Source organism: Butyricimonas sp. RTP31003st1_G1_RTP31003_210430 (assembly GCF_040920905.1).
Lineage (GTDB): Bacteria > Bacteroidota > Bacteroidia > Bacteroidales > Marinifilaceae > Butyricimonas > Butyricimonas paravirosa.
Map to the genome: position 1 here is coordinate 39,961 of NZ_JBCOSQ010000020.1, position 21,635 is coordinate 61,595.

The 21,635-nt window shown below is 45.0% G+C and carries 19 protein-coding genes and 2 tRNA genes; 16 read left to right on the forward strand and 5 right to left on the reverse strand.

Annotated features, from left to right (window positions below; genetic code table 11):
- Nucleotides 1-91 precede the first annotated feature (91 nt).
- Nucleotides 92-628: a GNAT family N-acetyltransferase gene (locus AB5542_RS08230; RefSeq protein ID WP_087421460.1), complete on the forward strand. Its 537-nt coding sequence runs from the start codon at nt 92-94 to the stop codon at nt 626-628.
- Between the two features lie 60 nt (nt 629-688).
- Here the strand turns inward: AB5542_RS08230 and AB5542_RS08235 are convergent.
- A tRNA-Leu gene (locus AB5542_RS08235) sits at nt 689-773 on the reverse strand.
- 4 nt (nt 774-777) lie between these two features.
- Nucleotides 778-853: transfer RNA gene (locus tag AB5542_RS08240), tRNA-Gly, on the reverse strand.
- Nucleotides 854-1,141: 288 nt separating this feature from the next.
- On the opposite strand from AB5542_RS08240, the gene AB5542_RS08245 reads away from it, so the two are divergent.
- The 10 genes from AB5542_RS08245 to AB5542_RS08290 all read left to right on the forward strand — a co-directional run bounded on the left by AB5542_RS08245 (nt 1,142) and on the right by AB5542_RS08290 (nt 12,330).
- Nucleotides 1,142-2,008, forward strand: coding sequence for a cell division protein FtsX (locus tag AB5542_RS08245; protein ID WP_087421461.1), 867 nt, complete (start codon nt 1,142-1,144; stop codon nt 2,006-2,008).
- A gap of 10 nt (nt 2,009-2,018) precedes the next feature.
- A complete protein-coding gene (locus tag AB5542_RS08250) occupies nt 2,019-2,282 on the forward strand; it encodes a DUF3098 domain-containing protein (RefSeq protein WP_027200463.1) in 264 nt (87 codons plus the stop codon).
- Nucleotides 2,283-2,350: 68 nt separating this feature from the next.
- Nucleotides 2,351-3,139 carry an undecaprenyl-diphosphate phosphatase gene (locus AB5542_RS08255; RefSeq protein WP_279037053.1) on the forward strand — a complete coding sequence of 263 codons (789 nt, stop codon included), beginning with the start codon at nt 2,351-2,353 and terminating at the stop codon, nt 3,137-3,139.
- A complete protein-coding gene (truB, locus tag AB5542_RS08260) occupies nt 3,139-3,855 on the forward strand; it encodes a tRNA pseudouridine(55) synthase TruB (protein ID WP_087421463.1) in 717 nt (238 codons plus the stop codon). The genes AB5542_RS08255 and truB overlap by 1 nt, the downstream gene beginning before the upstream one ends.
- A 38-nt stretch (nt 3,856-3,893) precedes the next feature.
- Nucleotides 3,894-4,943: a tRNA preQ1(34) S-adenosylmethionine ribosyltransferase-isomerase QueA gene (gene queA / locus AB5542_RS08265; protein WP_027200460.1), complete on the forward strand. Its 1,050-nt coding sequence runs from the start codon at nt 3,894-3,896 to the stop codon at nt 4,941-4,943.
- Between the two features lie 70 nt (nt 4,944-5,013).
- Nucleotides 5,014-8,319 (forward strand): transcription-repair coupling factor, encoded by a 3,306-nt coding sequence (gene mfd / locus AB5542_RS08270; RefSeq protein WP_279037055.1) that lies wholly within the window; start codon nt 5,014-5,016, stop codon nt 8,317-8,319.
- A gap of 3 nt (nt 8,320-8,322) precedes the next feature.
- On the forward strand, nt 8,323-9,060 hold the full coding sequence (locus AB5542_RS08275; RefSeq protein ID WP_118303876.1) for a type III pantothenate kinase: 738 nt from the start codon (nt 8,323-8,325) through the stop codon (nt 9,058-9,060).
- Nucleotides 9,061-9,182: 122 nt separating this feature from the next.
- On the forward strand, nt 9,183-10,502 hold the full coding sequence (locus tag AB5542_RS08280) for a tetratricopeptide repeat protein (protein ID WP_279037058.1): 1,320 nt from the start codon (nt 9,183-9,185) through the stop codon (nt 10,500-10,502).
- A 4-nt stretch (nt 10,503-10,506) separates the two neighbouring features.
- Entirely contained in the window at nt 10,507-11,079 is a 573-nt protein-coding gene (lptC, locus tag AB5542_RS08285) for an LPS export ABC transporter periplasmic protein LptC (protein WP_279037060.1), read from the forward strand.
- Nucleotides 11,080-12,330 (forward strand): hemolysin family protein, encoded by a 1,251-nt coding sequence (locus tag AB5542_RS08290; RefSeq protein WP_279037062.1) that lies wholly within the window; start codon nt 11,080-11,082, stop codon nt 12,328-12,330. It begins immediately after the preceding gene.
- Nucleotides 12,331-12,344: 14 nt separating this feature from the next.
- On the opposite strand, the gene AB5542_RS08295 is transcribed toward AB5542_RS08290, so the two are convergent.
- Nucleotides 12,345-13,424, reverse strand: a complete 1,080-nt coding sequence (locus AB5542_RS08295) for a mannose-1-phosphate guanylyltransferase (protein WP_270546472.1) — start codon at nt 13,422-13,424, stop codon at nt 12,345-12,347.
- 138 nt (nt 13,425-13,562) lie between these two features.
- On the opposite strand from AB5542_RS08295, the gene AB5542_RS08300 reads away from it, so the two are divergent.
- The 5 genes from AB5542_RS08300 to AB5542_RS08320 are packed head-to-tail and all read left to right on the forward strand — an operon-like array spanning nt 13,563 to nt 19,630.
- Nucleotides 13,563-14,300 (forward strand): MlaE family ABC transporter permease, encoded by a 738-nt coding sequence (locus tag AB5542_RS08300; RefSeq protein WP_087421470.1) that lies wholly within the window; start codon nt 13,563-13,565, stop codon nt 14,298-14,300.
- The gene (locus tag AB5542_RS08305) at nt 14,300-15,070 is read left to right on the forward strand and encodes an ABC transporter ATP-binding protein (protein ID WP_279037066.1); all 771 of its coding nucleotides are present in this window, start codon (nt 14,300-14,302) and stop codon (nt 15,068-15,070) included. Before AB5542_RS08300 ends, AB5542_RS08305 begins: the two co-directional genes overlap by 1 nt.
- A gap of 20 nt (nt 15,071-15,090) precedes the next feature.
- Entirely contained in the window at nt 15,091-16,008 is a 918-nt protein-coding gene (locus tag AB5542_RS08310) for a DUF4296 domain-containing protein (RefSeq protein ID WP_279037069.1), read from the forward strand.
- 13 nt (nt 16,009-16,021) lie between these two features.
- A complete protein-coding gene (locus AB5542_RS08315; protein WP_279037071.1) occupies nt 16,022-16,354 on the forward strand; it encodes a hypothetical protein in 333 nt (110 codons plus the stop codon).
- A 24-nt stretch (nt 16,355-16,378) separates the two neighbouring features.
- Nucleotides 16,379-19,630, forward strand: coding sequence for a S41 family peptidase (locus AB5542_RS08320; RefSeq protein ID WP_279037074.1), 3,252 nt, complete (start codon nt 16,379-16,381; stop codon nt 19,628-19,630).
- 154 nt (nt 19,631-19,784) lie between these two features.
- Here the strand turns inward: AB5542_RS08320 and AB5542_RS08325 are convergent, their stop codons facing one another.
- Entirely contained in the window at nt 19,785-21,248 is a 1,464-nt protein-coding gene (locus AB5542_RS08325; protein ID WP_279037075.1) for a PspC domain-containing protein, read from the reverse strand.
- Nucleotides 21,249-21,259: 11 nt separating this feature from the next.
- Nucleotides 21,260-21,595, reverse strand: a complete 336-nt coding sequence (locus AB5542_RS08330; RefSeq protein ID WP_118303890.1) for a PadR family transcriptional regulator — start codon at nt 21,593-21,595, stop codon at nt 21,260-21,262.
- Nucleotides 21,596-21,635 lie beyond the last annotated feature (40 nt).

Genomic DNA, 21,635 nt, shown 5'->3' on the forward strand with positions numbered 1-21,635 from the left:
CATATTGTCGTTATGATCGATTATTTTATTGGGTACGATTTATTTGTTGAGGGAAATATTTTTTTGGGTATTTTTGCCTGAAAATAGAAGAATGAGAGAAGTGTTATTAGAAACGGGACGGTTGGTTCTAAGAAAGTTAGAACAAGGTGATTTTGACGAGGTGTGTAAATTGTTGCAGGACCCCGTGGTGATGTATGCTTACGAGGGCGCTTTTAGCGATCAGGAAGTTCAGGCATGGTTGGATAAGATGTTTCGGCGGTACGAGGATGACGGTTTTGCCCTGTGGGCGGTCATCGAGAAAAGCAGTGGCGAGCTTATCGGGCAATGTGGTATCACGTACCAGGAATATAATGGGGGCAGGGTTCCGGAAGTCGGTTATTTGTTCCGGAAAGAATTTTGGCATAAAGGATTTGCCACAGAGGCGGCCATTGCTTGTAAGGAGTACGCTTTTCAAGAGTTGAATTTTGACGAGGTTTATTCCATTATTCGGGATTCGAACGTGGCATCCCAAAACGTGGCTCGGCGGAATGGAATGGTGGAGGTCGATACTCTTGTCAAACACTACCGGGGTGTCGAGATGCCACATATCGTTTTTAGGGTATCGAGAGGGAATAATTTTAAAAAGTGATTAGAGTTTTCTGGATAAAATAAAAGGAGTTAGTGATTACTAACTCCTTAATATTCCGTGTACTCGAGGCGGGACTTGAACCCGCACAGCCGCAATGGCCACGGGATTTTAAGTCCCGCGTGTCTACCGATTCCACCACTCGAGCAACTTGGAGCGAAAAACGGGACTCGAACCCGCGACCCTAACCTTGGCAAGGTTATGCTCTACCAACTGAGCTATTTTCGCATGATTGCTTGCAAAATTTTCTAGGAACGCTTTCCTTTTTTGCGATTGCAAATATAGAGCATTTTTTGTTTTCAGCAAAGGGTTTGATAAGAAAATGCAAAGGATTTTTTAAATTCATTTCTTGAAAACTGTTTTTCATGCAGTTACTAAAGGGGAAAAGAGGTGAATGTTGGAGAACGGGAGGGCGAATGGGGGCTAGTGGAGATGTGATTTTGCGATTTTTTTTTAGAAATGGGTTGTTCTCGGGTGTAGAATGATTATATTTGTCAAGTTTTTAAGACAGAAAAAATGTCGCGGACAGAAAGTAGAAAGGGAAAAAGTGCTTATTTTGTTCCCACAATCAGTATTTCTTTGGTATTGATTGTGGTCGGTATGCTTGTATTTATTTTATTAAATGCTCGGGCGGTTTCGGATCACGTGAAACGGAATATCGGTTTTGCCGTGATCGTGAAGGATAACACGAATGAGGTGGAGATCAAGCGGGTGCAAAAGATTTTGGATACCCAACCTTACGTTTACACTTCGAAGTATATTACCAAAGAACAGGCGGCGAAGTCTTTCAAGAAAGAGATGGGAGAGGATTTTGAACGGATATTGGGAGCTAATCCTTTGTTGCCTTCCATTGAGATCAAATTGAATCCGGCATACGCGAATAACGATTCGCTGGCGATGATAGAGAAAGGATTAGCAAGATTTGATATTATTCACGAGGTATATTACCAGAAATCCATGATCGAGAGTATTAACGAAAACATACGGCGGATCACGATTATCTTTTTGATTGTCGGGGCGGTGTTGGTGTTGATTTCGTTCACGTTGATTCGTAACATGATTCATTTGGCGGTTTACTCGCAGCGACTGTTGATCAAGACGATGCAGTTGGTGGGGGCTACTCCGTTTTTTATATGCAAGCCTTTCGTGTACGGGAGTATGTGGCGAGGGTTCTTCGGGGCTCTGATCGCTAACTTGGTGTTGCTGGGTGCGATATTTTTCGTGCAGGAGAACGTGGGGAACGTGATTAATATTATGCGGCAGGACGTGATCCTGTTGATGGTGGGTTTCGTGATCCTTTCCGGGGTGGTGTTGTCATTTTTCTCGGCTTGGTTCTCGGTACGTCGTTATTTGCGGCGGGATTTGAATGATTTATACGTGTAAATAAAAATATATGGCAAGAATTTTAAACGAAAAAAAAGACGGTTTTCCTATACCGAAGGATAATTACAAGATGATCCTGATCGGTTTCGGGATCGTTATAGTGGGTTTCCTCTTGATGATGGGAGGGGGAGCGGATTCGCCCGATACATTTAATTATGACATTTTTAGTTTTCGCCGGATCACGTTAGCGCCCATCGTGGTGTTATTCGGTTTCGGTTTCGTTTTCTGGGGTATCATGCGGAAACCCAAAACGAAGGGAGAGGAGAAAAATTAAATATTAATGTAATTGAATATTGACGTGCGTGCATTTTCAATTTTCAATTCTCAATTTTCAATTCATAGATGGAGTGGTTTGAGGCATTGGTGCTTGGTATCATCCAGGGGCTTACAGAATTTTTGCCGGTGAGTAGTTCCGGGCATTTACAGATTTTTAGCGCTCTTTTCGGGTTAGAAGGAGAGGAGAATTTAACGTTTGCCGTGGCGGTTCATGCTGCGACGGTTTGTAGTACGATCGTGATTTTGTGGAAGGAAGTGTCCGTGTTGTTCAAGGGCTTTTTCACGTTCAAGTATAATGACGAGATGGCCTACGTGCTAAAGATATTTCTTTCCATGATACCGGTGGCTATCGTGGGATTTTGTTTCAAGGATTACGTGGAGGCGTTATTTGGTTCGGGATTGACGGTCGTGGGGTGTATGTTGCTGGTAACGGCGATGTTGTTGTCGTTCGCTTATTACGCTAAACCCCGGCTGAAAGAAAAAATCTCGTATCGGGATGCGTTCGTGATCGGGTTGGCGCAAGCGTGTGCTGTGTTGCCTGGTTTGTCTCGTTCCGGTTCGACTATTGCTACCGGGATATTGTTGGGTAACAAGAAGGAGGCGGTGGCCAAATTTTCTTTTTTGATGGTATTGATTCCTATTCTGGGGGAGGCTTTTCTGGATCTGATGAAAGGCGGGTTCTCGGCAGAAGCAAGTGGTATTTCGACCGTATCACTATTGGTTGGATTTGCGGCAGCTTTTATCTCGGGATGTATTGCTTGTCGCTGGATGATTAATATCGTGAAAAAGGGTAAGTTGATTTGGTTCGCTCTTTATTGCGCTATTGCGGGTATATTGACGATTGTTTTAGGATAATGAGCAAGTGGGGTAATATTTTTTTTAGAGAAGGAGAGGATTTCCGGGCAGGAGCGGTGTTCGTGGTCGATAAGCCATTGCGCTGGACATCGTTTGACGTGGTGAACAAAGTTCGTATTTGCTTGAGAAAAGGATACGGGAAGATAAAAGTGGGGCACGCAGGGACGTTGGATCCTTTGGCATCGGGCGTGGTGATTATTTGTGTGGGGAAGGAGACGAAGAAGATCGAGGAGTATATGGGGCAGGAGAAAGAGTACGTAGCGGAAATTACTTTCGGGCATACGACTCCTTCTTATGATTTGGAGACATCTTTTGACGAAGAATTTTCGTATGAACAAGTGGATAGAGCCTGTTTGGAGCGGGCGGTCCAGCAGTTTATCGGGGAGATTGAACAGTTCCCGCCTTCTTATTCGGCCGTTCGTGTTGACGGGGTCCGGGCGTACGAGATGGCTCGCCGAGGGGACGAGGTGGAGATGAAGAGCCGGAAGGTGATGGTTCGGGAGATTGAAATATTGAAAGTGGAACTTCCAATAGTGGAACTCCGGATCGTGTGTAGCAAGGGGACGTACATCCGTTCGCTGGCTCATGATCTGGGAAAAGCCTGCGGGAGCGGTTCGCATCTGTCAGCTCTAAGAAGAACCCGTGTAGGAGACTTCCGGGTGGAAGATGGGTTTAAAATGGATGAAATTATTGGAGTTTTACAGGAAAATTTGTAATTTAGCAAGATTTGATTAATATATAAACATTATTCAACATGAAATTATCTAAGTTTAAATATAAGTTGCCGCCGGAGTTGATTGCGTTACATCCGACGCCTAACCGGGATGAAGCCCGGTTGATGGTTCTGGATCGGAAAACCGGGAAGATTGAACACAAGGTATTTAAAGATGTGATTGATTATTTTGATGAAAAGGATGTGTTCGTTTTTAACGATTCCAAGGTGTTCCCGGCGAGGTTATATGGAAACAAGGAAAAAACCGGGGCGGAGATCGAGGTGTTTTTGCTGAGAGAGTTGAACCCGGAATTGCGTATCTGGGATGTACTGGTTGATCCGGCTCGGAAAATACGTATCGGGAATAAGTTGTATTTCGGGGAAGATGATAGCATGGTGGCAGAGGTCATTGATAATACCACTTCTCGCGGGAGAACTTTACGTTTCTTGTTCGATGGTGAATATGACGAGTTCAAGAAGGAATTGTATGCGTTGGGCGAAACCCCGCTTCCTCGTTTTATTAACCGGAAGGTGGAACCGGAGGATGCCGAGAATTACCAAACTATTTTTGCCCGGCATGAAGGTGCGGTGGCAGCCCCGACTGCGGGAATGCATTTTAGCCGCGAGTTGATGAAACGGATGGAGATTAAGGGGATTGATTTCGCTTATATCACGTTACACGTCGGATTGGGGAACTTCCGGGAGGTGGATGTAGAGGATTTGACGAAACACAAGATGGATTCGGAACAAATCTTCGTGACACCGGAAACGGTGAAAATCGTGAATGACGCAAAAGATGAAAAGCATAAAATTTGTGCCGTGGGTACGACGGTGGTACGTACGTTGGAGAGCTGTGTGACCACGAAAGGACGGTTGACCGAGTTTGAAGGGTGGACGAACAAGTTTATCTTTCCCCCGTATGATTTCAGCGTGCCGGATGCTTTCATTTCCAATTTTCATTTGCCTTATTCAACGTTATTGATGATGGTGGCGGCCTTCGGTGGGTATGAACACGTCATGGAAGCGTATAATCAGGCGGTTAAGGAGAAATATCGTTTTGGTACTTATGGCGATGCCATGCTTATCATTTAAAATATAGAACCTGAGGGTTGAAGACGGTATGCTGAAAGGTATGCCGTTTTTTTGATAAAGGGACAAAGATTTGGAAGCAAAAGAGTTATTAGATTTATTTCAAGATCATCCTGTTGTTCAGAAAATTGCCAATCGGCTGCGTAAGCAGACGAGGACAAAGATAAAGTTGGAGAACGGGATCGGTTCGCTCGTGGCTTTTATTGCGGCCGCTGTGGGACGGGAAATGAAGGGATTACAGCTTTTCGTGTTGAACGACAAGGAGGAGGCTGCTTATTTCTACAATGATTTGTTGACGTTTTATGACGAGGAGAATGTGCGTTTTCTGCCTTCCTCGTTTCGGCGTTCCGGTAATTTTGAAGATAAAGATAACGATTCAATCCTGGTTCGAACAGAGGTGTTGAATGCCTTGACGGCAAAGGAGGTAGGGATGGTGGTCACTTACACGGAGGCGATGGCCGAGAAGGTGGTGAGCAAGAAGATGTTGGCCGATATGTCGATGCCCGTGATCAAGGGTAACAAGCTGTCGATAACGTTTTTGGAGTCGTTGTTGGGAGAGTACGGTTTCGAACGGAATGATTTCGTGTATGAACCCGGGCAGTTTTCTATCCGGGGAAGTATCGTGGATGTCTATTCTTTCGCGGAAGAACGTCCGGTACGAATAGATTTTTTCGGGGACGAGGTGGAAAGTATTCGTTATTTCGATGTAGAGACACAGCTTTCCGAACAGTTGATTGACAAGGTGGTGATCGTGCCCGATTTGAGTGAGTCAACGGATAAGAATGATAACGTGGGATTGACCGAGTTTCTTGGGAAAGAGGCCACATGGTGGATGAAGAATTCCTTGTTGATTCATGACCGCATGAATTCGTTAAAAGAGCTGGATGCCGGGGAGTTCCTAATCACGTCGGATAGTTTGTTCCGGACGATCGAGGGGAACAGTGTGGTGGAGTGGGGACCGGAGTTGTTTTTCCGGGGTGAGGTGATTCGCTTGGAAGCGGAGGTGCAACCGGCCGTGAACAAGCAGTTCGATTTGCTGGCAGAGCATTTGCTAGACAAGCAGATGGATCGCTACACGGTTTATCTTTGTTCTACGAACGATATGCAGCTCCAGCGATTGCGGGATATTTTCTCGGACAAGGGGCATGAGGTGAATTTTGTACCCGTGGAGGGAACAATCCATGAGGGGTTCAGTGATGCCCAGATCAAGGTGTGTATCTACACGGAGCATCAGATTTTCGATCGTTATCAGAAATACCGTTTGAAGACTTCGCAGATTCGGAAAGGGCGGGAGTCCATCACGATCAGCGAGTTGCAGGACCTGCATCCAGGTGATTACGTGGTGCATATAGATCACGGGATCGGGCGTTTCGGCGGGTTGACGAAGATTGATAATGACGGGAAGATTCAGGAGGCCATACGTTTGGTATATAAGAATAATTCCGAATTGTACGTGAGTCTCCATTCATTGCATAAAATTTCCAAGTACAAGGGGAAGGACGGTGAACCGCCAACCGTGAGTAAGTTGGGCGGGGAGGCTTGGAATAAATTAAAGCAGCGAACCAAGTCGAGGGTAAAGGATATTGCCCGGGAGTTAATAGCCCTGTATGCCAAACGCAGGCGGGAGGAGGCTTATGCATTCTCGAAAGATAGTTTCTTGCAGGACGAGATGGAGGCATCCTTTATGTACGAGGAAACGCCGGATCAGATGAAGGCGATCGAGGCGGTGAAAGCGGACATGGAGAGTCCTCACGTGATGGATCGTCTGGTTTGCGGGGACGTGGGATTCGGAAAAACGGAAGTCGCTATTCGTGCGGCATTCAAGGCAGTGGCTGATAGTAAGCAGGTGGCCGTGTTAGTGCCGACGACGGTTTTGGCTTATCAGCATTATAATACTTTCAAGAAACGTCTGGAGGGGATGCCTTGCCGGATCGAGTATATCAGTCGGATGAAAAAGAGTGCCGATATTAAGCGGATTTTGAAAGATTTGGAAGCGGGGAAGGTGGATATTATCATCGGGACGCATCGTTTGACAAGTAATGATATAAAATTTAAGGACCTCGGTTTGCTGGTGATTGATGAGGAGCAGAAGTTTGGGGTGGCGGTGAAGGAGAAGTTGAAACGTTTGAAATTGAACGTGGATACCATTACCATGACGGCGACACCGATCCCGCGGACGCTGCAATTTTCGTTGATGGGGGCGAGGGATATGTCGATTATCCGTACGGCCCCGCCTAATCGTTACCCGATCGTGACGGAGTTACATCGTTTTGACGAGAAAGTGATTAAGGATGCGATTTCTTACGAGGTGAGCCGTGGGGGACAGGTGTTTTTTATTCATAACCGGGTGGATAATATCCGGGATATTCAATATATGATTCATCGTCTGATTCCCGGCATCAAGAGTTGTGTGGGACACGGGCAGATGAGCGGGGAGGAGTTGGAGACGGTGATGCATGATTTCGTGCGGGGAGATTACGACGTGTTGATTGCCACGACGATCGTGGAGTCGGGGTTGGATATTCCTAATGCGAATACTATTATTATTAATCAGGCCCAGAATTACGGGTTGAGTGATTTACACCAGTTGCGGGGACGGGTGGGACGTTCCAACCGGAAGGCTTTTTGTTATTTGCTGGCCCCGCCTTTGGAATTAGTGAATGCGGATGCCCGGAGGCGGTTGAAAGCGATCGAGGATTTCAGCGGCTTGGGGAGTGGGTTCAATATTGCCATGCAGGATTTGGATATTCGTGGGGCCGGGAATATTTTAGGGGGAGAGCAATCCGGTTTTATTGCAGAAGTGGGGTACGAGACCTATCAAAGAATTCTGAACGAGGCGTTAGTGGAATTGAGGGACGAGGAATTCCCCGAATTACAGAAGGAGCATCCGGATGAGCCGATGGCGTTCGCCACGGATTGCGTGATCGACACGGATTTTGCTTTGTTGATTCCCGATACTTACGTGGAGAACGTGAGCGAACGAATCCGCTTGTACCGGGAGTTGGATAATATTGCGAACGAAGAGGCTTTGCAGCGTTTCGAGATAGAGATGAAAGACCGTTTTGGCGAGATTCCGGCTCCGGTTGTCGGGTTGATGGAAGTGGTCCGAATTCGTCAGAGATGTATAGACTTGGGAATCGAGCGGTTGATGGTGAAGAATAACAAGATGATTGTTTATTTTATCAGTGATCAGAATTCGCCATTCTATGCCTCTCCCGTGTTTAGCGAGTTATTGAAATTTATACAGAAACAGGTGATCCCTTGCAAGATCAGCGAAAAGAATGATAAGTTGAGTCTGGTTTTCACGAGTATTGTCGATATTAATCGGGTATCGGAAATTACGCGGGAGATGCGGGACTTTGCTTATGGTAATAATTAAGCTATGAATCTAATTGTTGATATTGGAAATACACGAACCAAGTACGCTGTTTTTGACGAGGGCGATTGGGTGGAGTGTGGATTGGGATTACCGGAAGTATATGATCTGGCGACGACTTACCGAAAAAGCGGGAAGGAAGTAAACTTGATTTTGTCAAGCACGGGAGCTATCTCGGCGGAAGTTCGGGAAAGACTGCGTGAGGTTTCCACTTTCTTTTGTGAAGTGTCGTCGGAAATCCCTTTGCCGATACGCTTGGGATATGATACCCCGAAGACCTTGGGCGTTGACCGGATTGCCGGTTGTGTGGGCGGGGCATTCCTTTTTCCGGGTCGGGAGTTGCTGGTGATTGATTCCGGTACGGCGATTACGTATGATTTTGTCAGTGCGGACGGGGAGTTCCGGGGAGGGAATATTTCTCCGGGGCTGGGTATTCGTTTCCGAGCGCTAAACGAGTTTACTGCGAGTCTTCCGTTGGTGAAGTGTTCCATGGAACACGGGTATGTCGGGAAGAACACGCATGATGCAATTTTGAACGGGGTGATGAATGGTATACTTTTTGAAGTAAGAGGGTATATAGATGAGTTGCTCCGAAATAATCCCCATGCTGCGGTAATTATAACGGGTGGCGGAAGTGAATATCTGAGAAAAACGTTGAAACGGACGGTTTTTTTTGAAGACAAGTTAGTGATCACTGGTTTAAACAGAATTTTAGAATACCAAAAAACGGTTAATTATACATGAAAAATATGTGAAACATTTCCGTTTTAAAGAAATAGTGGTAATTTTGCGATAGTCCTCACGTGGGTGGACTGGCTATGATGAAAAAAAACTTATTCGAACTAACTTAAATAAAAGGGATGACCATGAAAAAGATTGCTGTTATAGCATTTGGGATGTTTCTATTCATTCTACCGACAAAAGCGCAAACGTTGGAGTCTCAGTACGGATTGGATAGTGCGAATACCATTCTGAATGCTTCTCTGTACACGGAATACTGGAAACAGAAAAATTACGAAGAAGCGTTACCCTCTTGGAGATACGTTTTCTTGAACGCACCTGCATTTCAATTAAATACCTATATCCGGGGGGAAGATATTATTGAGTTCATGATCCAGAAGACGAAAAAGAAGGAGTATGTGGATACTTTAATGATGGTTTTCGATCGTCGTCTTCAATATATGGGAAAAAGGAGCCGTGAAGGATATGTTCTTGGGAAAAAAGGTATGGCTCAAGTGAAATATTCCAATGGGGATATTAATATGTTGAAAGCCGGGTTTGATAATTTGATGAGGTCGTATGAATTGGAAGGAGAAGGTACTCCGGCACAGTTGATTCATGCCACTTTTGAAGTGGGGTGTGGATTGGTTCAACAAAATCAGTTATCTCAAGAGGAATTCATTAATTTGTATATGAAATTCTCTGATTTTGCGGACAAACGTTTGGCATCGGGTGAAAAAGGATGTGATAATTTTGCCGTATGTAAATCTGCATTGGATGCCATTTTCTTCGAGTCCGGGTATGCTGATTGTAATACATTGGCCGGTTTGTTGAATCAGAAATACGAGGCGAATAAAGATAGTCTGCCTGTTCTGAAAGATATTTCTTCTATTTTGAGAAGACGTGAATGTACGGATTTACCGTTGTATGCTACGGTTGCCGAGAAGATTTATCAGCAAGAACCGAGTGCCGATGCTGCTTACAGTTTGGCTATGATGTTCTTTTCAAAACAAGATATTGCGAAATTCGAGCAATATTTGAAGGAGGCTATTGATAAATCAGATGATCCGAAAGCTAAAGCAGATTATAATTACAAGCTGGCACAGGTGTATTTGTCAAAGAAGAATTATCCGTCAGCCAAAAAATATGCTTTGGATGCTTTGAAGACAAACCCGAATATGGGTGATGCTTACATCACGATAGGTTTGGCTTACGCGGTAAGTAGCAATGACTATGAAGGAGACGAGTTCGACAAACGTACCGTATTCTGGGCTGCCGTGGATAAGTTTGTGAAAGCGAAACAAGTTGATCCATCAGTAGCAGGAAAGGCTAACGAATATATTGAGCGGTATTCTCCTCACTTCCCGACGAAGGACGAGGCTTTCTTCCGTGATATTACGGCAGGGAAAAGCGTGAAAGTCGGTGGATGGATTAACGAGACAACGACTGCCAGATTTAGAGATTAGATACATGACATTTCTATATCGTGCATTAAAAATAAAAAGCATTACCGTCCTTGCTTTAGGGACGGTAATGCTCTTTTCGTGTAAAACGAATATGAAGGATGTGGATGCGATTGGGAACCGGAACGGTATGCCTGAAATGTCCGGGGAGAACATGGAGTTATTTTATTCCGATTCCGCATTGCTGAAGTATAAAGTAATAACACCCCTTTATAATAAGTATAACCAGGATGACAAGAAATATGATGAATTTCCGAAAGGGATTCATGCGGAGTTGTACGAGAAGGATGGTAGCATGGTCGGTTCCATTACCTCGAAATATGCGAAGAAGTTGGAAGAAGAGATGCTGTGGGAGTTGCGTAACGAGGTGGTCGTGATCAATGCCGAGGGGAAGAAGTTGGAAACCGATCTGATGTACTGGGATATGAAAAAAGAGATCGTTTATTCCGATCGCTATTCCCGGCTCACTTCTGGGGACCAGATTATAGAGGGGAATAAAGGTTTCAAGTCGGATCAATCCTTGAAAAACCCGGTCTTTAACAAGATTACGGGTGTGGTAGAAATTGAAAATAAACCTTAAATGTCAGGATTTGTTGCCATATTGATTTGTTTGGTCCTGTCTGCTTTCTTTTCGGGGATGGAAATTGCTTTTATGGCTTCCAATAAACTCCGAATCGAGATTGATAAATCGAACAAGGGTATCACGCAGAAGTTAATAGATCTTTTTGTTTCCAATTCGGGGATGTATATCACCACGATTCTGGTAGGGAATAACGTGGTGATGGTTATTTACGGTATCTTTATGTCCGATTATCTCGATCCTAGGTTGGAGAGTGTCGGGATTTCGCTGGGATTGCGAATGATTCTTGTGACGTTGATATCGACGTTGATCATGCTGGTGACGGGAGAGTTTTTCCCGAAAGCGGTGTTCCGTTTGAGGCCGAATGTGTTTTTACGGGTATTCGCTATTCCGGTATTTTTGTTTTATATCCTGTTTTTCCCGATCTCGTATTTCTCCGTGTGGTTCGGGGGATTGTTGCTGAGGATATTTACCGGACGCAAACTGACGCATAAAGAGGAAAACCGGGCTTTTGGCAAGATAGATTTAAATAATCTGATAGAAGAGGGTGAGACCGGGGGAGAAGAAAATGAAGACGAACACGATATTAAATTGTTCCGGAATGCGTTGGATTTTTCGGAAGTGAAATTGAGGGAATGTATTGTTCCCCGTCCGGATATTGTGGCCTTATCGATAGATGGCAGTCTGGATGAGTTGAGGGAACTATTTGTGAAAACGGGGTTGTCCCGGATATTGATTTACCGGGATTCGATTGATAACGTGATCGGTTATGTACATTCATCCGCCTTGTTTCATCATCCCGAAACCGTGAAGAAAGCGGTGAGCAAAATATTGATTGTTCCCGAAACCATGTCGGCCTTGAGGTTGTTGAATCTTTTCACGAAGGAACAGAAAAGCGTGGCGGTCGTGGTTGATGAATTTGGAATAACGGCCGGGATGGTTACGATTGAAGATATTATGGAGGAGATATTCGGGGAGATCGAGGATGAGCATGACCGTTTGAATCTGAAAGAAGAACAGGTCGCTCCCGATGAATATATTTTCTCCGGCCGTCTTGAAGTGGATTATCTGAATGAAAAATATGATTTGAATCTTCCGGAGAACGAGGAGTACGAGACTTTGGCCGGGTTGATTCTTTATTACAATGAGGATATTCCGGAAGAGGGGGAACGGATCTCTATTGAGGATATATCTTTTGAAATCGTGAGTGTCAAGAGCGCCCGGATAGAGGAGGTTCGGGTAAAGATATAAAAAGAAAAGGAGCTTTAATTAAGCTCCTTTGTTGTATGTTTTAGCATATCGTCGAAATGCCGGATGTTATCCTCGTGATCCCGGTGGCAGATCATTAGAATATCATTGTTTTCTGCGATAATGCAATTCTCGATCCCTTCAATAATGACTTTCTTGTCTTGGGGAACGTTAATAATACATTCTTTTGTTTCGATTAAGCGGACTTGTTCGCTGTTGGATACATTGTTATTCTCGTCTTTCGGGCTGATTTCATGGAACGAGTGCCACGTGCCGACATCGGACCAACCGAACTCACCTTTCATGACATAGACTTTCGCGGACTTCTCCATGATGCCGAAGTCGATGGAAATATTACGGCATTGTCCGTAGATGTGAGCAATATTTTCGGGAGAATCCGGGTTCTCCACATTTTTATATTCCTGCTCGAACAGTAAATACATATCTTCGAGGTATGTTTTGAACTCTTCGATAATATCTTCTACTTTCCAGATAAATATCCCGGCGTTCCAAAGAAAATCACCCGATTCCAGAAAGACTTTTGCCAGTTCCTTGTCCGGTTTTTCGGTGAACGTTTTAACCTTGGATATGAATTCGGAGAACTTGTTTTTCTTGATCTGGATGTACCCGTAGCCTGTTTCCGGTCGGGTTGGTTTGATACCGATGGTGAGTAATCCGCCGAACTGTTCAACGAAAGAAATCCCTTTCTGAATGTTATCGAGATAGACTGCGTCATTGGTGATAAAATGGTCGGAAGGGACAACTACCATACTCGCATGCGGGTTAACCCGAGCAATCCGGTAGGCCGCATAAGCCACGCATGGGGCGGTGTTCTTGCCGAAAGGTTCTTTCAGAATATTCTCGGAAGGAATTTCCGGGATTTGCTGTTTAGTCAGCTCTTCGTAGGCGGTACCTGTAACAATGAATATATTTTGGGTATCAAAGATTTGATTTGCTCTTTCAAAGGTTTGACGGAGGAAGCTTTTCCCGACATTTAAGATGTCACAAAATTGTTTCGGACAGGCTTTCGTACTCACGGGCCAGAAACGTTTTCCGAGACCGCCGGCCATTATAACGCAATATGAGTTCTTATTCATCTTATTTAGTTATACATTTAAAATTAAATTCATCTTATTGTTGTCGAAATTAGTAATAAATCCGTGAATAATTTCTATTTTTACGATAAAATTTGAGACAGGGTTTACAGGAGGGTATTATTTAAGGAGTTAGTATAGATGAAAGTATTAGATAAGATAGGAGCTTACATATTATTCATGGGGCGAATCTTCACGAAACCTGAGAAGAAGAAAGTTTATTTAAAAGAATTGACTAACGAGTTGGAGAAGTTGGGGTTGAATTCCGTTATGTTGGTGATGATTATTTCTTTCTTTATCGGGGCGGTGTTGACGCTTCAAACGGCTTACAATATGTCGAGTCCCCTGCTACCTCGTTATCTGATTGGTTATTTGACCCGGGAGACGTTATTACTGGAGTTCTCGTCGACGATCGTGAGCTTGATTCTGGCCGGAAAGATTGGGAGTAATATCGCATCCGAGATCGGTAGCATGAAAATCACGGAACAGATCGAGGCGTTGGAGGTGATGGGAGTGAATTCCGTTTCCTATTTGGTGGGGCCGAAGATTGCGGCTGCCTTGGTGGTAAATCCGGTTCTTTATATATTCAGCGTGTTTATCGGTATTATCGGGGGAATCCTTTCGGGATTGGCATCCGGGGTGGTAAACTATGATGATTATATACACGGGTTGCACTTTTCATTCAATCCTTATTACGTGACCTATTCTATTGTCAAAACTTTGTTTTTTGCCGTGATATTTACTTCTATTCCCGCCTTTTACGGGTATAACGTGCAGGGAGGGGCGCTGGAAGTCGGAAAGGCGAGTACGAAAGCCGTGGTGGATAGTAGTATTGCCATCCTGCTTGTGAACTTGATATTAACCAAAATATTATTGTAATGATACGGGCGGAAGGGGTATGTAAGTCATTTGATAAAAAAGAGGTGTTGACGGATATAGATGCCGTTTTCGAACCGGGAAAGGTAAATCTGATTATCGGGAAGAGTGGTTCCGGGAAGACCGTGTTATTGAAGTCGTTGATTGGCTTGCACTCGATTGATAAAGGAAAGATATTCTACAATGACCGGGATATTACCGTGATGAATAACAAACAGATAAAGGAGATCCGGAAGGAGCTGGGAGTGGTTTTTCAAGGCGGGGCATTGTTTGATTCGCTTTCCGTGTTGGAGAACGTGAGGTTCCCGTTAAATCTGTTTTCCTCGATGACGGAAAAGGAGAAAACGGAGCGAGCTATTTTCTGCCTCAACCGGGTGAACCTGAATAACGTGGAAAATCTTTATCCTGCGGAGATCAGTGGAGGGATGAAAAAGCGTGTGGCTATTGCCCGGGCTATAGTTTTACAGCCTAAATACTTGTTTTGTGACGAGCCGAATTCCGGTTTGGACCCTTTGACCTCGATCGTGATTGATAATCTGTTGTCCGAGTTGACACATGAATATGATATGACCACGGTTATAAACACGCATGATATGAACTCGGTTTTCGAGATTGGGGAAAAGGTATTGTTTATCCATGAAGGACACAAAGAATGGGAGGGCAGTAACGAAGAGATCATGTACACGAACAACAAGGCGTTGAACGAATTCCTGTTCTCGTCGAAGTTGAACAGGATGGTGCGGGAGAAACTAGGAAAAAAGAGCGAGGAATAAATACTAAAAGTTTTAGCGATATGAAGCGTATTTTATGGGTGATATTGATTATTGCGGCGATAACGGCTTGTTCGAAGAAGGTCCCGTTGGACAAGGATCAATTCACATCTTTGTTGATTGATATGCACACGACGGATGGAATGTTGTCGGTCGCACGGGGTGATATACGAACCGAAAAAGATAATTATTTATATTATAATGACCTGTTTGAGAAATACGGGATTACACGGGAGGATTTTGATTCTTGCGTAACTTACTATTCCCTGCAATCAACGTTATTCAATAAAATTTATGACGTGGTGATCGATACCTTGAGTCGTCGCCAGACGAAAATCATGCGGGAGTGGAAAGAGTTGACCGTGAATGATACGGTTAATCTGTTCCCGGGGTACACGATGATCGTGGCAGATACCATACGCCCGGATTCTACACAAGCTAAAGTCCGGAAGAAAGATTCTATCGTGTACGAAACACGTGTGGTGAAAGCCGATACGGTTTATTTTGACAAGCGGAATCAATTCGTGCTGGTGAAATTGGATAGCATTGTTCCCGGTATGTACAAATTTACCTCGACGATAAAATTGGAAAAATCCGACCGGGGGAAACGGAATTTCATACAGACTTATTTTCTGTCTGCCGATAATGACACGTTGAAAGTTCCGGATCAGTACGTGGGAGTCGACACGTTGCGCCCTTACAAGAAAGACTGGGAGTTCTACGTGGCGGATTCCAGCTACACGAAGTTATTCATGAAGATTCCCAAGAGTGACCGGGATACGAGGGTGAAAGTGAAGAAGTTGAATGATCGGGAAGGCTGCGTGTACAAAACCGAGATCTTTAAAACGTACGTGGCCCCGAACCGGGAGAAACAATTGAAAAAGGAATACGAACAGAGGAGACAGATGGAGCTTGAAAGGAAATCTGTAAAAAAGAAATAAGATCATATTCTGAATGAGAAAGATTGCGGCTAATTATATTTTGTTACCCGGATTTGAATTCGTGAAGAATGGATATGTTGTTTTGAAGGATGGGAAGGTGGTGGACGTGGTGAATACCGGAGGCGAGATCCGGGAAATTCCTTGTCTCGAATTCTATGGGGGAATGATTGTTGATGATTGTGTCCGACAGCATATCCAGTGGGTACCCGGTGATCCGATTCGAGAGAAAATACTTCAATTATACTGGGAAAATGGAGTGTGTGGGAATGGCCTTGCCCTTATTCAAGGGGTTGATTTTACTCGTTTTATCTGGATGCCGGAATCCCGGATCGTATATTTGCGCTAAGTTAAATACCAAAATAAATGAAGGATGAATAAAATCGTATTGACTGTTACTTTTTTACTGGTTGCTTTTTTCGTTCAGGCGGGACCGCTTTGGATGCGTTATCCGAAGATTTCACCTGATGGAAAGCAAATTGCATTTAGTTATAAGGGGGATATTTATGTTGTCCCCGTGGAAGGTGGCGAGGCTCGCCAGTTGACCACGCATCCGGCGTATGAATCGTATCCCGTGTGGTCTCCGGATGGGAAACAGATTGCGTTCACGAGTGATCGGAATGGTAATTTCGATATTTTCGTGATGTCGGCCCGGGGAGGTGATGCCCGGCAAGTGACGACGAATTCAGCTAGGGAGATACCCTACACGTTTACCCCGGATGGAAAAGAAATTGTCTATGGGGCGCAAATGAGTGATCCCGCTCAGAGTGCTTTATTTCCGGCAGGTTCCATGACCGAATTGTATGCCATTTCGGTAAATGGGGGACGTCCTCGGCAGGTATTGGCAACCCCGGCAGAAGAGATTTGTTTCTTCAAATCGGGTGATGCATTCTTGTACCAAGATAAAAAAGGCGGGGAGAATGAATGGCGTAAACATCATACCTCGTCCATCACACGTGATATTTATCGCTATGATATGAAAAGCGGGAAACATACCCGTCTGATTGATCGGGCGGGGGAAGATCGTTCTCCCGTGTTGTCTCCGGACGAACAAAGGGTATATTTTCTGAGTGAGCGAGAGGGTTCGTTTAACGTGTACTCGTTCCCGGTGGCCGATCCTTCTGCCGTAAAGGCAGAGACCTCTTTCAAGACTCACCCGGTGCGTTTCTTGAGTATCGCGGGTAACGGGCGTTTGTGTTTTGGTTATGATGGTGAAATATACGTGAAAGATGCATCCGGAAGTCCCAAGAAAGTGAAAGTGGATATTATTGGTGACAATGCGAAAGATAATATTGCCTCGTTGCGTTTTACTTCCGGGGCAACTAGTGCGACTGTTTCGCCGGACGGGAAACAGGTGGCCATGATTATCCGGGGAGATGTATTCGTGACTTCTACCGATTACACGACGACAAAACAAGTTACCACGACTCCGGAGGGAGAGAAGTGGTTGAGCTTTGCTCCTGACAACCGGACGATCGCTTACGCCAGCGAGCGGGGAGGAAATTGGAATATCTACACGGCGAAGATTGCCCGTGAGGAAGAGGTGAATTTCCCGAATGCGACTTTAATCGAAGAGGAAGCTGTTCTTCCGGCTTCAACCAAAGAGCGGTTTGCCCCACAATTCTCTCCGGATGGAAAAGAGTTGGCTTTTATCGAGGATCGTACGAAATTGATGGTCGTTGATTTGAAGACGAAGAAAGTGCGGCAGGTGGCGGACGATAAATATCAATATCGCACGGGTGACGGTTTCTCGTATACATGGTCTCCGGACGGGAAATGGTTCGCGATGGAAATCATCGGGAATCGTCACGATCCGTATAGTGATATTGCCATCGTGAGTGCCGATGGGAAAGGGGAAGTTGTAAACCTGACCAATAGCGGCTATTTTGATAGTAATCCCCGGTGGGTGTTGGATGGAAATGCCATCTTGTTTTCCAGTGAGCGTTACGGGATGCGTAACCATGCATCGTGGGGTTCTTTGCAGGATGTGATGATCGTGTTCATGAATCAGGATGCTTACGATAAATTCCGGTTGAACAAGGAAGATTACGAGTTACTGAAAGAGGAGGAGAAACGTATTGCCTCTCTGAAGAATAAAGAACAGAAAGAGGATCAGAAAGATAAAAAAGGTGAGATGAAACCTGCCGTGAAAGAGAAAAAGAATATCGAGGTTGAACTGCAAGGTATCGAGGACCGGGTGATGCGGTTAACGCCGAATTCTTCACAATTGGGAGATGCGATATTAAGTAAGAGTGGCGACAAGCTTTATTACATGGCCTCTTTCGAGGGAGGTATGGATTTGTGGGTGAGCGATCTGCGTTCACGGAGTACCAAGGTGATGCATAAGTTGAACAGCGGCTGGGCGTCTTTGGAGATGGATAAGGACGGGAAAGATTTGTTCCTATTGGGAGGACGTTCTATGCAGAAGATTAGTCTGGGTTCGGAGAGAAGAAATCCGATTGCATATTCTGCCGAAATGAAACTGGATCAGGCTGCCGAGCGGGCGTATATGTTTGATCGGGTACGTCGTCAGGAGGCCAAACGTTTCTACGAGAAGAATATGCATGGTGTGGATTGGGCAAAAATGACTAAGGCTTACGAGAAGTTTTTACCTTATATCAATAATAACTATGATTTCTCCGAGTTGTTGAGCGAATTGCTGGGAGAATTGAACGTGTCACACACCGGATCGGGTTACCGCCCCGGGTCAAGAGGTGAGGCGACTGCCGAACTGGGCCTCTTGTTGAACGTGAACTATGCAAAGGATGGGTTGCTGGTTGACGAGGTGTTGGAGAAAGGACCTTTTGATAATGTCCGTTCGAAGTTGAAAGCCGGAATGATCATCGAGAAAATTGACGGGCAGGCGGTGAAAGTCGGGGAGGATTACTATCCCCTGCTGAGAGGCAAGTCCGGTAAACGTGTATTGTTCTCTATTTATGACCCCACTACCAAGGAACGTTGGGATGAGGTGATCGAGCCGATTTCAAAGGGTACGATGAATGGGTTACTTTACCGGCGGTGGGTAAAACAAAGAGCTGCCGATGTGGACCGTTTGTCGGGAGGACGTTTGGGTTACGTGCATATTTCCAGCATGGACGATCCAAGTTTCCGTTCCGTGTATGCCGATATTCTAGGTAAATATAATGACCGGGAAGGAATTGTGATCGACACTCGTTTCAATGGAGGTGGCCGTTTGCACGAGGATATTGAGATTCTGTTCAGTGGTAAGAAATATTTCACGCAAGTCGTTCGGGGCCGGGAGGCTTGCGATATGCCAAGTCGTAGGTGGAATAAGCCTTCGATTATGGTGACCTGTGAGGCGAACTACTCGAACGCCCACGGAACGCCTTGGGTTTACCAACATCAAGGAATCGGTAAGGTTGTCGGAATGCCTGTGCCGGGAACCATGACGAGCGTGTCTTGGGAGACTTTGCAGGATCCGACGCTGTATTTCGGAATCCCGATCGTCGGTTATCGTTTACCGGACGGTAGCTATCTGGAGAATAAACAACTGGAACCGGACGTGAAGGTTGCTAACTCTCCGGAGAAGATTATCAAGGGGGAGGACGAGCAATTGGAGACGGCGGTGAAGGAGTTGTTGAAAGAGATTGATTCGAAAAAATAGAAAGCTGAGAGCGACAATCCTACATCGACTACCCCTCCAACTCCCCCTTACACAGGGGGAGAGTTGATTACCAATCGTTTTCCCCTTCTATGTAAGGAAGGGTTAGGGGAGGTAGTTGTGCAGGATTGTTTTTTTCATATTCTTCTTTTTCGGTTTACATGAGGGGGTGAAGTTTCCCGTCTTGCATGATTAATAATATCTTATCTTTATTTAGTTTGGAACGTACGCCCCTGTCAAAATCTCTCAAGTTTCTCAAGTATTGGCTTGTTTGGGATGGAAGGAGTACTTTCTTATTCTCAGGTAGGTAGAGAGTCAGCGTCACTCTTTGAGCCCTCCATTGTCCCGCGAGCTTGATGTAATTATCAAATCGGAGCGTGTCGTTTTTGTAATTCCAGTTAAAATCCATGTTGTCATATACGGGTTTTTCTTCTTGGGTGTAAAATTGTACACGTAATGTCGGGGTCGATCCCTCGGCCGAATATATCCTGATGTCCGGAGTAATCATGTTGCTGGAGGCTAATTGGAACACGTTGTGGTCTATGTAAAGATTCTCAGGTATCTTGTAGCGTTCATTTACAAGCAGGACGAGCGTGTCCTGTTGGCTCAGTTCGAGCGATTCTCCATAGCGGGTGCCATCAATCGACCAGCTTCGACCTTCGCTGATCCCCACGAATATGAGCATAACGAGTCCCAGCATCCAACATGAGAGGGCAGAAAGGGCGATCACCTTGTTATTACTCTTGAAGGAGAACAACAATTTGATCGCCATATAAATGATCATGATAATAGGAATTCCAATCAAGAATGATATAGCGATTTTACCCAAAGTGAAGTTTAAGGGAGTGAACGCGTAAGCGAGTTCCATAAAACCACTTTTCCAAGGATAAAGGTTAGGTAAGAATAATGCCGACAAGAAGGCGAACAGCATGAAGATTCCCCCGACGAAGAAGGCCACGCCGATAATAATGGCCAACACTTTTCCGATGATGGTGAATACTTCGTATAAGCCTTCGCCTACCCGGTTCACGAAAGCGGCACCCTTGCCGTTTTTGATCTCCTGGTACTCGTCTTTTATGGAACGTTCGATGTTGGAGACATTTATATTTTCTCCTTTCATTTCGAGTTTCTGTTTGGTCGTCTTGGCCTTGGGGACGGAAATCCACAAAATGATATACACGATAATGAATATTCCATAGTAGAAAGACAGAAGTACGAAACCTATTCGGATGAGCAAGGGGGATATGCCCCAATACGCGGCTAGGCCCCCGGCCACTCCGCCAAGTACTTTGTTGTCCGGGTTCCGGTATAGTTTTTTTGCCTGTTTCGGGGCGGATTTCCGGGGTTGTTCGTCTTCATCGATGATGTCGTCAGGCGTACCCATCGTGGCGATCACTTGATCCACGTCGTCGAGAGTAATCACCTCGCGGAACTGTCCTTTCAAGTTTTCCGTGAAAAGCTCCCCGATCCGGTTCTCGATGTCATCCATGATCTCGTTGCCGTCTTCTTCTTGCGTGTAATATGTTTTGAGGGTATTGATGTATTCTTGTAGTTTTTCCAAAGCGTCTTCATCGATATGGAAAATCTTACCGCTTAAGTTTATAGTATATGTTTTTTTCATGATATGGGTGTTTAGTTGTTATGGTTTTCTTTAATGCTGTTCACGGCAGAGGTCAATTCATTCCAGGAGTTTTCGAGTTCCTTGAGAAAATCTCGCCCTTGTTCCGTGATGCTGTAATATTTGCGGGGAGGGCCTTGCTGTGACTCTTCCCAGCGGTATGACAATAATCCGGTATTTTTCAACCGGGTTAATAAAGGGTATATCGTCCCTTCGACCACGATCATCTTGGAGGCTTTCAGTTTACTGATAATGTCCGGCACGTAGGCGTCCTGTTGTGCGATGATCAGTAAAATGCAGTATTCCAAGATACCCTTCCTCATTTGAGCTTGTGTGTTTTCAATGTTCATCTCTTGGTTCTTTTGTAATGCCAGACAAAGATATGAATAA